Here is a 14661-nt window from a genome sequence, read left to right on the forward strand (position 1 = left end):
CAGCCATGGGCGGCCGGGCGCGGCGGGCAGGTAGCCTTCTGCCTGTGCCCCGTCTGTCTGAAGTCCTTGCCGAGCTCGACGCCCTCTGGCCGCCCGAGCGGGCCGAGAGCTGGGACGCGGTCGGCACCGTCTGCGGCGACCCGGACGCCGCCGTGGACCGCGTGCTCTTCGCCGTCGACCCCGTCCACACGATCGCCGAGGAGGCGATCAGGCTCGGCGCCCAGCTGATCGTCACCCACCACCCGCTCTACCTGCGGGGGACGACGACGGTCGCCGCCGACACCTTCAAGGGCCGGGTCGTGCACACCCTCATCAAGCACGACATCGCGCTGCACGTGGCCCACACCAACGCCGACACCGCCGACCCCGGCGTCTCCGACGCCCTGGCCGGCGCGCTCGACCTGCGCGTCGAGGGCCCGCTCGTCCCGGACCCCACCGACCCGAAGGGCCACCGCGGCCTCGGCCGGATCTGCGTGCTCGACCACCCCGAGACGCTGGCCGCGTTCGCCGCCCGCGCCGCCGCCCGGCTGCCCGCCACCGCGCAGGGCATCCGGCTGGCCGGGGACCCCTCGGCGACGGTGCGCCGGGTCGCCGTCAGCGGCGGCTCCGGCGACAGCCTCTTCGACGCGGTCCGCGCCGCGGGGGTCGACGCCTTCCTCACCGCCGACCTGCGCCACCACCCGGCCTCCGAGGCCGTCCAGCACTCCCCGCTCGGCCTGGTCGACGCCGCCCACTGGGCCACCGAATGGCCCTGGTGCGAGCAGGCCGCGGCACAGCTCGACGCGATCTCCGACCGCCACGGATGGGACCTGAGGGTCCATGTCTCGAAGCAGGTCACCGACCCCTGGACCACCACCCACCACTCTTCTGGAGCCCCCAACTGAACGCCGCGCCCGCCGACCAGATCCGACTCCTCGACGTCCAGGCCCTCGACGTCCGCCTGTCGCAGCTCGCCCACCGCCGCACGTCGCTCCCCGAGCACGCCGAGATCGACGCGCTCACCAGCGACCTCGCGCAACTGCGCGACCTGCTGGTCGCCTCGCAGACCGAGGAGAGCGACACCGCCCGCGAGCAGGCCAAGGCCGAGCAGGACGTCGACCAGGTGCGCCAGCGCGCCGCCCGCGACCAGCAGCGCCTGGACTCCGGCGCGGTCACCTCGCCCAAGGACCTGGAGAACCTCCAGCGCGAGATCGCCTCGCTGGCCAAGCGCCAGGGCGACCTGGAGGACGTCGTCCTCGAAGTGATGGAGCGCCGCGAGTCCGCCCAGGAGCGCGTCACCGAGCTCTCCGACCGGGTCTCCGCCGTCCAGGCCAAGTTCGACGCGGCCTCCGCCCGCCGCGACGCCGCGACCAAGGAGCTCGACGACGAGGCCGCCTCCGTCACCAAGGAGCGCGAGGTCGTCGCCGCCTCCGTCCCCGCCGACCTGCTGAAGCTGTACGACAAGCTCCGCGGCCAGCAGGGCGGGGTGGGTGCCGCCCGCCTCTACCAGCGCCGCTGCGAGGGCTGCCGCCTGGAGCTGAACATCACCGAGATCAACGAGGTGAAGGCGGCCTCCCCGGACACCGTGCTGCGCTGCGAGAACTGCCGCCGCATCCTGGTCCGTACGGCGGAGTCGGGCCTGTAATGGACCGGCCGCGCCAGTTCGTCGTCGAGGCCGACGGAGGTTCCCGGGGCAACCCGGGCCCCGCCGGCTACGGGGCCGTCGTCATCGACCCGGTGACGGGGGAGACCCTGGCCGAGGCCGCCGAGTACATCGGCGTCGCGACGAACAACGTCGCCGAGTACCGGGGCCTGGTCGCGGGCCTGGAGGCGGTGAAGGCGCTGGTGCCGGACGCCTCGGCGGACGGCGCGGTCCAGGTGCGGGTCCGGATGGACTCCAAGCTGGTCGTCGAGCAGATGTCGGGCCGCTGGAAGATCAAGCACCCCGACATGAAGCCGCTCGCCGCCCGGGCCGCCGCGGTCCTGCCGCGCTCCGCCGTCACGTACGAGTGGATCCCGCGCGAGCGGAACAAGCACGCCGACCGGCTCGCCAACGAGGCGATGGACGCGGGCAAGCGCGGCGAGCAGTGGCAGCCGTCCGCCTCGACCGCCGACCTCGGCACCGCGCGCGCCGGAGGCCCGCCGCCCCCGTCCGGTCCGCCCGGTGACGCGGCGGCGGGCGCGGCGAAGGCCCGCGCGGCACTGGCCGCCCACAAGCAGGCCCCGGCCACCCCGGCGGTCCCGGCCGCCCAGGCTTCCGCCACCCCGCAGGTCGGCTGGGGCGCGGCGCCCGACCTCGGCGCCCCCGCCACCTTCGTCCTGCTCCGGCACGGCGAGACGGCCCTCACCCCCGAGAAACGCTTCTCCGGCAGCGGCGGCGGCGACCCCGAACTCTCCGCGACCGGCCGCGAGCAGGCCGAGCGGATCGCCGCTGCGCTGGCCGCCCGGGGCACCGTCGAGGCGATCGTCACCTCCCCGCTGCGCCGCTGCCGCGAGACGGCGGCGGCGGTCGCGGCCCGGCTCGGCCTGGAGGTCCTCGTCGAGGACGGGCTGCGGGAGACGGACTTCGGTGCCTGGGAGGGGCTGACCTTCGCCGAGGTCCGCGAGCGTCACGGCCCCGACCTGGACGCCTGGCTGGCCTCCGCGAAGGCCGCCCCGACCGGCGGCGGCGAGAGCTTCGCCGAGGTCGCCCGCCGGGTGGCCGCCGCCCGCGACCGCCTCACCGCCCGCTACGCCGGTCGTACGGTCCTTCTGGTCACCCATGTCACGCCGATCAAGACCCTGATCCGGCTGGCGCTCGGCGCCCCGCCCGAGGCCATGTTCCGGATGGAGCTCTCGGCGGCCTCGGTCTCGGCGGTGGCGTACTACGCGGACGGCAACGCGTCGGTCCGGCTGGTCAACGACACTTCGCACCTCAGGTAGCGGGCACCCGCACCCCGGGTGGCGGGACGGGCGGGGCCCGGGGCGGCGCAGAGCCTGCCGGGTGACCTCTGGCCGGGCTGCCCCGTCCTGGCACGCGCGCTTCCGGCGCTGCCGGGGTGCCAGAGCAGCTCCGCCGCAAGGCGTCCCGGCGCCTTGGAACCACACGCACCGGACCGCGTCCGCTCATCGATCGAAGGTCACCCGGCAGGCTCTCAGCCGCGCAGGGCCGCCGCCTCGCCCGCCAGCCGCTCCACCCGCGCCCAGTCCTTCGCGGCGACCGCGTCCGCCGGGACCATCCAACTGCCGCCCACGCAGCCGACGTTGGGCAGCGCCAGATAGGACGGCGCGGAGGCGGCCGAGATTCCGCCGGTCGGGCAGAACCGGGCCTGCGGCAGCGGCGCGGCGAGCGACTTCAGATACGGCGTGCCGCCCGCCGCCCCGGCCGGGAAGAACTTCATGTCCGTGACCCCGTGCTCCAGCAGCGCGACCACCTCGGACGTCGTCGAGACACCGGGCAGGAACGGCAGCCCCGACTCCCGCATCGCGCCCAGCAGCCGCTCCGTCCAGCCCGGACTGACCAGGAACCGCGCCCCCGCCGCCAGGGTGTCGGCGACCTGGCCCCCGGAGATCACCGTGCCCGCCCCGACCACGGCGTCCGGCACCTCCGCCGCGATCGCCCCGATCGCGTCCAGGGCGGCGGGGGTCCGCAGCGTCACCTCGATGGCCGGCAGCCCGCCCGCGACCAGGGCACGGGCGAGCGGCACCGCGTCGGCGGCGTCCTCCAGCACGACGACAGGCACGACGGGGGCGAGATCCAGCACGGAGAAGGAGGTCATGGCATCATCCTGCCGCGCGGACAGCGCCGTACGCAACGAGCGTTGCGCAGGGCGCAATAGATCTCTCGCCGTCCCCGGCTCAGTGGATCTCCGTCACCACGACATCCAGCGACCACGCCCGCCCGGCCCGCGCCGGAGCCTCGGCCTCCACCACGTACCCCAGCTCCCGCAGGATCTCCACCAGCTCGGCGGGCCGTTTCGGCCGGGCGCCGGAGACCAGCAGGTCGCGGACGAGCCGGCCCTTCGTCGCCTTGTTGAAGTGGCTGACCACCGACCGCTTCTCCACCCCGTCCACCCGCTGGGAGTGCAGCACCCGCACGCTCGCCGTGCGCTCCGCCACCTCCCCCTTCGGCTTCCAGGCCGAGGTGTACGCGGAGGACCGCAGGTCCAGGACGAGCCCGTCCCCGGCCGCCTCCGGCATCACCCGCGCCATCGGCGCCCGCCAGTACGCCCCCAGTGCGCCCAGCCCCGGCAGCTTCACCCCCATCGAGCAGCGGTACGAGGGGATCCGGTCGCCGACCCGCACCGCGCCCCACAGCCCGGAGAAGACCAGCAGCGACGCCCCGGCCCGCCGCTTGGCCGCCGTGTCCAGGGAGGCCAGGTCCAGCGCGTCGTACAGCACCCCCGTGTAGACCTCCCCGGCCGGACGCGTCCCGGCGGTGCGCAGCTCCGCGTTCTTCGCGACCTCGCCGCGCAGCCCCTCGCTCAGCCCGAGCACCTCGCGGGCCTTCTCCGTGTCCGCCGAGCACAGCTCGACCAGCTCGTCCAGGACCGCCGCCCGCGCCTCGGCCAGGCCGGGCAGCGACAGCGACTCCGGCTTCAGGGGCGCCCCCCGCCCGGAGGCGGCCTTGCCCTCGGAGGGCGGCAACAGGACGAGCACGGTGGTTCTCCTTCGTACGCACGGGACGGGGGCGCGGCCGGGCCCCCGCGCCAGCGTACGGGCACGCGCCGGCCGACCCGCCCCCGCCGGGTGGACGCGGCCGAGCCCCTACGGCCCCCGCCGCTCCGCCACCCGCGCGGCGAGCGCCTCCATCACCCGGCGCACCGTCTCGGCCTGGGCGGGCGCGTAGTCGTCGAGCAACGCCTCGCCCAGCCCCGTCAGCACCGGCCCGTCCGAGGGAATCGCCGCCAGCGCCGCCTCCGGCACGACGGCCGCCAGCTCGGCGGCGAGCGGCGCGATCCGGGGATCGTCCACGGCGGCCCCCTCCAGCGCGTCCAGCCGCTCGTACAGCGCGTGCACGGCCGGGTCCCCGGCCAGTGGCGCCAACGCGGTGTGCAGTTCCTCGCCGACCCCCGAGGTGTCCAGCAGTACCAGGTGCTCGCGGTCCCTGGCCGCCATGGGCGAACCGGTCACCGGCCCCGTCCCCAGCAGCTCGGCGAGGGCCGGGGAGACCGGCTCGTCGGCGGAGACCGGGCCCTCCAGCAACCGCGCCAGCCGGTGCCGCCGCTCCCGGATCGCGTCCTCCTGCCGGGCCAGGTCCGCGTCCAGCTCGGCCAGCACCTCCATCAGCTCGTGCCCCGCCGAGTCGGCGAGCGCGTCCCGTACCTCGTCCAGCCCGAGCCCCAGCTCCGTGAGCCGCCGTACCCGGGCCAGCACCACGGCGTCCCGCACGCTGTAGACGCGGTACCCGTTGGCCCGGCGCTCGGGCTCGGGCAGCAGCCCGATGTGGTGGTAGTGCCGGATCGTCCGGGTGGTGACCCCGACGAGCGCCGCCATCTCTCCGATACGCATACGGCCAGTAGAAACCTTGACGCCACGGCAAGGTCAAGCGCGCCGGGACCGGGAGGTACGATGACCGATACGGCAGACGAGCCGGGCGGACGGCCGCGTGGGGATCCTGGATCCCCCCGAGGAACGTCCGGGCTCCACAGGGCAGGGTGATGGCTAACGGCCACCCGGGGTGACCCGCGGGACAGTGCCACAGAAAACAGACCGCCGGGGATTTCGGTCCCCGGTAAGGGTGAAACGGTGGTGTAAGAGACCACCAGCGCCTGAGGTGACTCAGGCGGCTAGGTAAACCCCACCCGGAGCAAGGTCAAGAGGGGCCGTCGCGAGACGGCCCTGCGCGGATGATCGAGGGCGGCCCGCCCGAGTCCGCGGGTAGACCGCACGAGACCGGCAGCAATGCCGGTCCTAGATGGATGGCCGTCTCCCCGGCCGCCGCGAGGCGACCGGGTGACAGAACCCGGCGTACAGCCCGACTCGTCTGCCGCTCTCCGGTGCTTCAACTCGGAAAGGGCCTCCGACCTGAGTCGGAGGCCCTTTCCGGTCTTTCGGTGACTCGCCGCGTCAGGCGGGGGCGAAGTCCCTTGGAAGTCCCTCGGTCCCTGTGTGCGTGGTGGACCGACGCATTTGAAGGTGGAGGACTTCTCCACTTCCGCTTCTGAAGCGGGTGCTCCGGGCGGAAAGCCGCCCCGCTACGATCACCACATGACGACCTCGGACATCCAAGAGCCGCCGAAGATCACGGAGGAGCACTTCCTCGACACGGGTACCGGTGTCGAGGTGGAGACCGAGGTCGACGAAGCGCTTCCGGAGATTGACCGGCCGTGGAATCCGGAACAGATCCGCGTCAACACCAAGCAGTTCTCGCTGCGCAATGCCCTGGACATGATCGAGGACGAGTCGCTGGAACTCGCCCCTGACTTCCAACGGGGCCGCGTCTGGAAGCCGGTGCAGAAGTCCCGGCTCATCGAGTCCGTGCTCCTGCAGATTCCGCTTCCCGCCTTCTACTTCGCCGAGGACACCGACGGATTGATGCGCGTCGTCGACGGGCTGCAGCGTCTCTCGACCATTCAGGACTTCGTGCGCGGCGGCGAGGAACGAGGATTTCCGCTCAAGGGCGTCGAATACCTTCAGAACGCCGTCGAGGGCAAGCGCTTCGAGGATCTGCCCGCTCCGTGGAAGCGGCGGATCTACAACACACAGATCGTCACTCACGTCATCGACCCCACGACTCCGCCGGATGTCATGTACGACATCTTCAAGCGCATCAACACGGGCGGTACGCCCCTGAACGCGCAAGAGATCCGGCACTGCATGAGCAAGGACCGCAGCCGGACGATCCTGAAGGACATGACGTCCACGCCCGAGTTCAACGCGGCCACCAACGGTATGGGCGGTCACATCCGGATGAACGACCGGGAAATGGCCCTGCGCTTCGCCGCCTTCTGGCTCCTTGGTACGGAGGGGTACGCGAAGCACGCCGCGATGGACGCGTTCCTTCAGCGCACCACGAGCATGCTGGACAGCGACAACGAGGTCGACGACATCCGCAAAGAGGCCCTCATGGCCGACTTCCGCAAGGCCATGGTGAACGCCTGCCTGGTCTTCGAGGACCAGGCGTTCCGGAAGTGGCCGTGGGACTCCGCGGGCCGTAATCCGATCAACCGGGCGCTCTTCGAGACCTGGTCGATGACTCTCACTCAATACGAGACCAGCGATCTGGAACGCCGCCGCGAGGCGATCATCGACGCGGCCCGTGACCTGATGACGCACGACTACCGTTACCTCGAGGCCATCACCTCCTCCACGGGCGATGTGCGCCGGGTGACCTACCGGTTCGAAGCCACGGCGGAGGCCGCGGAGGCCGGTAAATGATCACTTCTCTGGGTATCCGCTACTTCAAGCGCTTCGCCGACGCCTCCTTCGCCCTGCGCCCGCTCACCGTGCTCACCGGTCTCAATGGCACGGGCAAGAGCACCACCATCCAGACGCTGCTACTCGCCCGCCAGCTGGCCGACGCGCCGGCCAGTCGGGTGGTCCAGCTCAATGGCCCGTACGGACTGGCTCTCGGCGAAGCTCACGAGGTGCTGCACCCCGACTCTCCCGACTCGACCATCGAGATCGAGATCGACTCGTCCCGTGCCGCTGCCCCGACCTTGCAGCGGCTCGTGGTTCCCGACCAGCAGGCCCTCTATCTGGAGGTGGCGGGAGACGAAGGACCGCCGCTTCCCGAACTGGGCCGTTCGGGAGGAAGCGCCTTCACCTACCTGTGCGCCGAGCGTCTGGGGCCGCGCGACCAACTGGGTGTGTCCGCCGAACACCCCGATCTGATCGGGGTCGGTGTCCAGGGCGAGTACACCGCTCAGATCCTGGCCCTCCACGAGACGAAGGCGGTACGCGAGGAGCTGCTGCACCCGCGGACGCGCACGACGCACAACGTCACCACGCTCCGTACGCAGGTGGAGATGTGGGCCTCCGAGATCATCCGGCCGATAAAGATCACAGCCCAATGGCCCCCGGGGATCACGGCGAGCACGATCCGGTTCCAGGAACCTGGCCTGCTGAGCGAGCCGATCCGGCCCACCAACATGGGATTCGGCTTCTCCTACGCCCTGCCGGTGATCGTCGCAGGCCTGCTCGCGGGACCAGAAGACCTCCTGATCGTCGAGAATCCGGAGGCCCACCTCCACCCGGGCGGACAGTCCAAACTCGGACGCTTCCTGGCCCGCGTTGCCGGCGCCGGAGCCCAGGTGATCGTGGAGACGCACAGCGACCATGTCCTCAACGGCGCCCGGCTGGCCGTGGCGGAGGAGCAGGTTGTGGCGCCGCAGGACGCGATCGTGCACTACTTCGGTGACGAAGAGGTCGGGGCCGTCCCCATCGAGTTCACCGAGAAAGGCGAGCTCACCGAGTGGCCGCAGGGCTTCTTCGACCAGATCGAGCGGGACTTGGGGAGGCTGGCACGTGCCAGGCGCAGGGGGCGGTGAGCCGTACCGGTTCGTCGTGGACGAGTCGTCCTTCGACTTCCGGGGGCTCACGGAGGAGCGGCTGACGGATCTGCTGAACGACTTCAGTGACGCGCTCGAAACCTTGGGCGAGCAGCATGCGGTCGCCGTTTCGCCGTACTGGATCGAGATGGAGTGTGTGGACGGACGGGAGCTGTACGACGTCCTCTACGAGGGTGAGACGCCGAAGGTCGGGCGTGACGCGCGGCTGAGGATGGTCCGTCTCATGGACCGTTGCCCGGCCTGGGACACGGACCTTCCCGGTCTGCCCGACCGGGTCGAGTTGGGTGGAGCGGTTCAGGAGCTCGCCTGGTCCATCGGCTATGCCTGGCGGCGCACCCGCCAGAGACACCACGTCGGATGCCTGGTCTTCGCATCCCGCGACCATCGAGGCTGGCAGTGGGTCACCGCGACCGATGAGGCGGCGGACGGGCGGCTTGGGTCCGCAGAGGTCTTCTTCCTCGGCGAGGCCTCCGGCATCCCGGAGTTCTGGCGCCCCCTCTTCACGCGCGAGGACGTCTCGGAGCCGGAGTTCTTCGACCGGGCACGTGAGGCCTTCCCGGAGCTGGTCTTTGCGGACTCGCTCTCCTTCCGCAAGTTCGACGGCACCTACTCCGAGATGCGCGACTGGGTCGTACGGGTCCTGAGCGTGGTGAACGACCACTTCGTCGACGCGCTGACGGCGCGGGCGGGGCAACCCCACGCGGTCCAGGCCGAGCTGGGTCGCTTCGGGTTGGACCTGTCTCCCGAGAGCCCCAATACCCGCTCCAAGCCCGGCATCATGAAGCAGAGGGAGATCGAGCACGACGGAGAGACCTACCGCTGCGAGTGGCACGGGAAGAAGGAAAGGCATCGCAACCGCGTGCACTTCAGCCTGCCGGATCAGCGTCTCGAAGGCCGCGTACTCATCGGGATCTTCGTCGATCACCTGGATACCTAGCCTCGTACTTCGCAAGTCACCCGATGGTGCGGATCAACCGGTGGCGATCGGTCTTCCTTGGGCGGTTGACACCGCGCGATCCGGCACGGTCGAGCCGAGCCGAAGCGGTCCGGGCCGGCCAACGTCCTCGTGGGAGGCGTTTGGTTCGGCTGTACCGGGATGTCGGGGCCGCGTCGTACCGTTTCGGCATGATGCGGATTTCTGAAGTGGCCGAGGACGACGGATCCGGGTCCGGCCCGGGGGTTCAGGCGTATTACGCGCAGTTCGCGGAGACCCTGGCGGAACGGTACGAGAGCGTCTCGTTCGAGCATGTGCATGCCGCGCTGCTCGATCTGCTTCCCGAGGCCCCGGCGCGAGTACTGGACGTCGGCGCCGGAACGGGCCGTGACGCCGCCGCGCTGGCCCGGCTGGGTCACCGGGTCGTGGCGGTGGAGCCGGTGGCGGAGCTCCGGCGGGTCGCGGAGCGGCTGCACGGGGAGGAGGGGATCAGCTGGCGCCGTGGCGCGCTTCCCGAACTCGCTGAGCTCGGTGACGAGTTCAACGGCGGATTCGACGCGATCCTGCTCTCAGCGGTCTGGATGCATCTGCTCCCCGAGGAACGGCCGGTGGCCCTGCGCCGCCTCGCCGAACTCCTCGCGCCCGGAGGTGTTCTGCTGTTCTCGCTGAGGCGGGGCGAACCTCCGCGGGAACGCCGCATGTTCGACGTACCGGCCAGCGAGGTGGCGGAGCAGGGCCGGGCCGCCGGGTTCGAGATCGTGCGACAGGCCGGCGGCGAGCGCGACCACCTCGGCCGCGACGACGTCTCCTGGGAGGCCCTCGCACTGCGCGGGGCGGGCCGGTGACGGACGGCGCCGAAAGCTTTTACGCACAGGATTCCTCCGCGCGGGCGTCGTGGCGGCTCGCGATCCTGATGGGGGCGAACTCCAGGACGTACAAGTTCGCGTTGGGGGAGGCGTTGCTCGAACTCGCCGCGAGCGGCCGACGTGATGCGCCACTCGCCGAACTCGCGGCCCCGTACGCGCTGAGTCTGGTACGCCACCTCGCGGATGCGCCCCAGGTGTCCGAACGAACGGCGCGGGGCGAGAGCGACTTTCTGTCGGTGGCCGGACAGGAGAGTGAGGAGACCCTGGCCGCCGGTCGGCCGACGGAGCGGCTCTTGTCGGCCGCGACTCGGTCCATGCCGGGCATGGTGATGCGGAAGTTCCACAACCTCCGGGGCGGAACCGAAGTCGGCCACACGTTCTACGAGGTGGACGGATCGGCGCGGGAAAGGACCGTGCGGCTGACCCCCGAACTGCTGCGGGTGGCGCGGTCGGAGCAGGCCGACGGTCTGCGCGCCGAACTCGGCGCGCGGTGGAGCATCGTCGAGCGTTCCTTCGAGACGGGGATCGGGCGCAGCCTCATGGCGGAGGGTGTGGTTGTCGACTGGCAGTCGAACACGCTCATGGATACCGGGCGTCGCCGCTCCGTCGCGGGTGTGACCGAGGCCGTGATCGGGTTCCAGCACGGGCGATGCCTCACCTGTGACCAGGTGATCTCACCGACCGACTCCGTCGCTGTCGACCATGTCTTCCCGTTCTCGCTGATGAAACGCATGCGGAGCGTCGGGGCGTGGAACGGTCCGGATCTCGATGCGCTGTGGAATCTCGCCCCTGCCCATACGGCCTGCAATGGCGGCAAGAGCGATCGACTGCCCAGCCAGGCCGAACTGCGGCGGCTGGCCCTGCGGAACGAGGCGATCACGGACTCGCCGCACCCGCTGAGGAAGACGCTCGAACTGAGCCTGCGCACGGCCTTCCCCACCCGCCGCACCGGCGGCTGGCCGGAGTTCCTGCGGGCGGTGGAAGGCATCGTCTGATTCCAGGTGCACCGTGGCCCTCGCCCAGCCCCTGCCGCTGCGCCGCCGCGCGGCCGTCCTGAGCGACCTCGCCGTTCTCGGAGTCCATCGGCGCGACATCGACCAGGTCGTGCACTACACGGAGGCTGCCATCGGCCTGGCCGCCCGGTCGAACTCGGGGTTCGTCGGGAAGAAGCCGGCCGGAATCCGAGGGCGTCTTGCCCCGCTCCTGTCCGATGGCCGAGTCTCAAGTCTTGATCACCGAATCGCGGCGCCTTCCCGCACCGCATGACGAAAGGGACACGTTCATGAGCGACGGCCGGATCTTCCGCGAGGCGTGGATCGACGGGGTGAACAAGCACTATCCCGGCGAGCCGAAGCCGGGCTACGTCACGCCGTGGGAGGGAACGCCGGAATGGGAGCGTGCGGCGGCCGCGGCGGTGTGCGGGCAGGTGCGTGACTTCATCGAGGTCAGCGGTGGGCACGCGGCACGGCTCACTCGCGAGCAGAAGGGCCGTTTCGTGGCGATCTGCTGGACCGCCCAGATGTTCCAGCACTTCGAGGACCCGAAGCCCGGTTACGTCGCCGACTGGGCCGACCTGCCGGCCTGGCAGCAGGAGACGGACGCGGACATCTTCGAGCACATCGAGCGGACCGCCCGGCCCTGAACGCGTAGCCCCGGCCAGGCCGTTCGGTACGGAAGCGCCCGAGGTCGTGAGCTGGATCGAGGAGTCACGCCTATGGGCCTGAGGGGTCGGCCGACGCCGCATTCGTGACGCTCCTCGTCGACTCCGCCCACCCCAAGGTGCAGGCCCTGTACGAGAAATGGGGCTACGAGAAGCGGGGCGAGGTCGAGCCCTCCGGGGGTGCCCCGCTGTACGCGGTGATGGTGCGCGGGGTGGAGGCCGGCTGACGGGTGGAATCCCCTGCGGGGGTGGGGAGTTCGGCGTGCTCGGAAACCAGGGGTGGTTCTCGGGGTGGGGCGGGGGTGGTTCCCGATGTCGGGGGTGTCGTGTGTCGCGAGGATCGGTCGCATGACTTCACGTACAGATCGTGCAGATCGTGTGGCGCGGGCCCGGTCCGGGCGGATGCGCCGGTTCATGGCGGTGCCGGTGCTCACCGCCGTCGTCGCGGCCGTCGTGGGGGCGGCGCCCGCCGTGTCCGCCGCTCCCGTGATGCGGCCGCCCGTGGCGGCTGAGCCCCGTCCCGGGCTGCCTCCGCTGGACCCGGCGGCGCTCCAGCGGGCCGTCTCCAGCGCGCCGGACCGGACCACGGCGGTGCTGGCCCGGGTGGCGGGCCGGGAGGGGAGCTGGACGGGGGTGTCGGGAGTGGCCGACACGGCGACCGGCGAACCGGTGCCGGCCGACGGGCGGTTCCGGCTGGGCAGCGTGACGAAGACGTTCATCGCGACCGTGGTCCTCCAGCTCGCCGCCGAGCACCGCCTCGACCTGGACCGCCCGGTGCAGGGCTACCTCCCGGGCGTCCTGCCCGACGACTACCCGCCCATGTCGGTCCGTCAGCTTCTGGACTTCACCGCCGGTCTGCCCGAGCTGACGGGTGACGACCTCCCCATGGACCCGCAGGGGATCGTGGATCACCGGTTCGACGACCACTCGCAGGCCGAGCTGGTCGCCATGGCGGTCCGGCACCCGAGGCCGTTCGACCGGCCCGGCAGCGCGCAGGTGTACGGCGCCACCGGGTACTACGTCGCCGGGATGCTCGTCGAGAAGCTGACCGGGCACAGCTACCAGCGGGCGATCACCGAGCGCATCCTCCTCCCGCTGGGTCTCAAGGACACCACGGCGCCGGAGACGGACACGACGATCCCCGGACCGCACGCACACGGCTACATCGCCGTCCCGCAGCCCGACGGGAGCCACCGCCTGGTGGACATCACGGAGCAGAACCCGGGCGCCGGGGGCATGATCTCCACCACGGCCGACCTCGACCGTTTCATGACGGCGCTGTTCCGCGGCCGGCTTCTCCCGCCCGAGCAGCTCGCCGCACTGTTCGCCGTCCCCGACGTCCCGTACCTGGGAGGCGGTGCGGAGGACCCGGGGAAGGGGCGGGCCTACTACGGTGCGAGCCTGATGCGCGTCGCCCTCCCCGGCGGCGTCACCGTCTGGGGCAGGACCGGGAGCACCTTCGGCTACACCAGCGGGATGTTCACCACCCGCGACCTCCGCCGCCGGCTCGTGTACTCCTTCAATCCCGTCACCGGCGGCGGCAACGACCTCGCCCTCGTCAACCGGATGGTCTCGGCCGCGTTCGGCGCGTGACGTGTACGGTCCCGGGGGAGCGGGCGATCGGCCGGCGGATCGGGAAGGTGGTCGTGGCGTGGGTGCTCTCGTAGCCCAGGTCATCGGTACGGAGCGGCTGGAGCTGGTGCCGTTGCGCGTGGGGGATGCCGAGGAGATGGCGTCGGTGCTGTCCGATCCGGACCTGCACACGTTCATCGGCGGTGCTCCGGACACCCCGGAGGCCCTGCGCGCACGCTACCGGCGGCTGACCGCGGGCTCGCCCGATCCGGCCGTGTCCTGGCTGAACTGGGTGATCCGGCTCCGGGAGGATTCCCGCGCGGCGGGCACGGTCCAGGCGACGGTCTCCCCCTCCGGCCAGGGGCCCGTCGCCGAGATCGCCTGGGTGGTGGGGACCCCGTGGCAGGGGCGGGGCATCGCGGGCGAGGCGGCCCGGGGGCTCGTCGACTGGCTCGGCGGGCAGCGGGTGGACACGGTCGTCGCCCACATCCATCCGGAGCACCGGGCGTCCGCCGGTGTCGCCGCTGCCGCCGGGCTCGTACGCACCGGCGAACAGCACGACGGTGAGATCCGGTGGCGGCGGCACATCGGAGGCTGACCGCGGGGACCGGCCGGGGCACCCGGCTCAGCAGGACCCTTCCAGGTACGCGCGGGACAGTGCGGCGGCGCGGGTGAGCCAGTCGGCGATCACCGCGGTCTCCTCCGGCGAGTACCGCGTGAACAGCTCCGTGAGGAGCGCGTCGTACGGCCCGTAGACGGCCCGTACGCGCTCGGCGGCGGCGGGCACCGCCGTGACGAGGACCCGGCGGCGGTCGGCCGGGTCCGGTCGGCGTTCCACGAATCCGCCGCGCTCCAGCCGGTTGAGGACGCCGGTCACCGCCCCCGTCGTGACGTGGGCGCGTACGGCCAGGTCCCCGGCGGTGACCGGGCCCTCGGCCTCCAGGACGTGCGCGAAGCAGACGAGGTCCGTGACGCTCAGCCCGAGGTTCCGGGCGAACTCCTGCTTGCCGATCATGTTCGTCGCGACGAGGTCGTTCATCGCGCCGATCGCCTCCGTGGCGGAGGCGGCGGGGAGCGGGGTGCTCTCCATTGAATTCCCTTAGTGCGTGAGATAAATTCCTTAGCTGCTAAGTCATCGTAGTTCCTCGATGGGTGAGT

Annotated in this window: 15 protein-coding genes, 1 other RNA gene and 1 pseudogene; 13 read left to right on the forward strand and 4 right to left on the reverse strand. The window is 71.5% G+C overall.

The genetic code is table 11. The features are described from left to right. The first annotated feature begins 44 nt into the window (after positions 1-44). Genes ACF08W_RS06880 through ACF08W_RS06890 form a run of 3 tightly spaced genes read left to right on the forward strand, consistent with a single transcriptional unit; the run spans position 45 to position 2901 of the window. The gene (locus tag ACF08W_RS06880; RefSeq protein WP_392278678.1) at positions 45-884 is read left to right on the forward strand and encodes a Nif3-like dinuclear metal center hexameric protein; all 840 of its coding nucleotides are present in this window, start codon (positions 45-47) and stop codon (positions 882-884) included. Beyond that, positions 881-1624, forward strand: a complete 744-nt coding sequence (locus ACF08W_RS06885) for a zinc ribbon domain-containing protein (RefSeq protein WP_392278854.1) — start codon at positions 881-883, stop codon at positions 1622-1624. The genes ACF08W_RS06880 and ACF08W_RS06885 overlap by 4 nt, the downstream gene beginning before the upstream one ends. Then, positions 1624-2901 (forward strand): bifunctional RNase H/acid phosphatase, encoded by a 1278-nt coding sequence (locus ACF08W_RS06890; protein WP_392278679.1) that lies wholly within the window; start codon positions 1624-1626, stop codon positions 2899-2901. Before ACF08W_RS06885 ends, ACF08W_RS06890 begins: the two co-directional genes overlap by 1 nt. Positions 2902-3113: 212 nt before the next feature. On the opposite strand, the gene eda is transcribed toward ACF08W_RS06890, so the two are convergent. From eda to ACF08W_RS06905, 3 genes are all read right to left on the reverse strand, one after another. Further along, positions 3114-3737 (reverse strand): bifunctional 4-hydroxy-2-oxoglutarate aldolase/2-dehydro-3-deoxy-phosphogluconate aldolase, encoded by a 624-nt coding sequence (gene eda, locus ACF08W_RS06895; protein WP_352277763.1) that lies wholly within the window; start codon positions 3735-3737, stop codon positions 3114-3116. Between the two features lie 79 nt (positions 3738-3816). Further along, entirely contained in the window at positions 3817-4617 is an 801-nt protein-coding gene (gene yaaA / locus ACF08W_RS06900) for a peroxide stress protein YaaA (RefSeq protein ID WP_352277762.1), read from the reverse strand. 108 nt (positions 4618-4725) lie between these two features. Then, positions 4726-5469, reverse strand: a complete 744-nt coding sequence (locus ACF08W_RS06905) for a MerR family transcriptional regulator (protein ID WP_392278680.1) — start codon at positions 5467-5469, stop codon at positions 4726-4728. Positions 5470-5546: 77 nt separating this feature from the next. Here ACF08W_RS06905 and rnpB point away from each other — a divergent pair. The 10 genes and pseudogenes from rnpB to ACF08W_RS06955 all read left to right on the forward strand — a co-directional run bounded on the left by rnpB (position 5547) and on the right by ACF08W_RS06955 (position 14101). Beyond that, positions 5547-5947: RNase P RNA component class A (gene rnpB, locus ACF08W_RS06910), an RNA gene on the forward strand. Between the two features lie 221 nt (positions 5948-6168). After that, positions 6169-7338: a DUF262 domain-containing protein gene (locus tag ACF08W_RS06915; RefSeq protein ID WP_392278681.1), complete on the forward strand. Its 1170-nt coding sequence runs from the start codon at positions 6169-6171 to the stop codon at positions 7336-7338. Beyond that, positions 7335-8450: a DUF3696 domain-containing protein gene (locus tag ACF08W_RS06920; protein ID WP_392278682.1), complete on the forward strand. Its 1116-nt coding sequence runs from the start codon at positions 7335-7337 to the stop codon at positions 8448-8450. Before ACF08W_RS06915 ends, ACF08W_RS06920 begins: the two co-directional genes overlap by 4 nt. After that, complete coding sequence (locus ACF08W_RS06925) at positions 8428-9408, forward strand: hypothetical protein (protein ID WP_392278683.1); 981 nt, start codon at positions 8428-8430, stop codon at positions 9406-9408. Before ACF08W_RS06920 ends, ACF08W_RS06925 begins: the two co-directional genes overlap by 23 nt. Positions 9409-9596: 188 nt before the next feature. Next, complete coding sequence (locus ACF08W_RS06930; RefSeq protein ID WP_385204848.1) at positions 9597-10250, forward strand: class I SAM-dependent methyltransferase; 654 nt, start codon at positions 9597-9599, stop codon at positions 10248-10250. Next, a complete protein-coding gene (locus ACF08W_RS06935) occupies positions 10247-11266 on the forward strand; it encodes an HNH endonuclease (protein WP_385204851.1) in 1020 nt (339 codons plus the stop codon). The genes ACF08W_RS06930 and ACF08W_RS06935 overlap by 4 nt, the downstream gene beginning before the upstream one ends. A gap of 287 nt (positions 11267-11553) precedes the next feature. Then, positions 11554-11913, forward strand: a complete 360-nt coding sequence (locus ACF08W_RS06940; protein ID WP_392278684.1) for a hypothetical protein — start codon at positions 11554-11556, stop codon at positions 11911-11913. Between the two features lie 107 nt (positions 11914-12020). Next, positions 12021-12158 (forward strand): annotated as a pseudogene (locus tag ACF08W_RS06945) (GNAT family N-acetyltransferase); the annotation flags it as partial. A 121-nt stretch (positions 12159-12279) separates the two neighbouring features. Next, the gene (locus ACF08W_RS06950) at positions 12280-13524 is read left to right on the forward strand and encodes a serine hydrolase domain-containing protein (RefSeq protein WP_392278685.1); all 1245 of its coding nucleotides are present in this window, start codon (positions 12280-12282) and stop codon (positions 13522-13524) included. A 58-nt stretch (positions 13525-13582) separates the two neighbouring features. Next, positions 13583-14101 (forward strand): GNAT family N-acetyltransferase, encoded by a 519-nt coding sequence (locus ACF08W_RS06955; protein ID WP_385204860.1) that lies wholly within the window; start codon positions 13583-13585, stop codon positions 14099-14101. Between the two features lie 27 nt (positions 14102-14128). Here ACF08W_RS06955 and ACF08W_RS06960 read toward each other — a convergent pair whose 3' ends face one another. Then, positions 14129-14593 carry a MarR family transcriptional regulator gene (locus tag ACF08W_RS06960; RefSeq protein ID WP_352277749.1) on the reverse strand — a complete coding sequence of 155 codons (465 nt, stop codon included), beginning with the start codon at positions 14591-14593 and terminating at the stop codon, positions 14129-14131. Positions 14594-14661: the final 68 nt, after the last annotated feature.

The sequence above is a fragment of the Streptomyces sp. NPDC015144 genome, assembly GCF_043079735.1.
GTDB lineage: Bacteria > Actinomycetota > Actinomycetes > Streptomycetales > Streptomycetaceae > Streptomyces.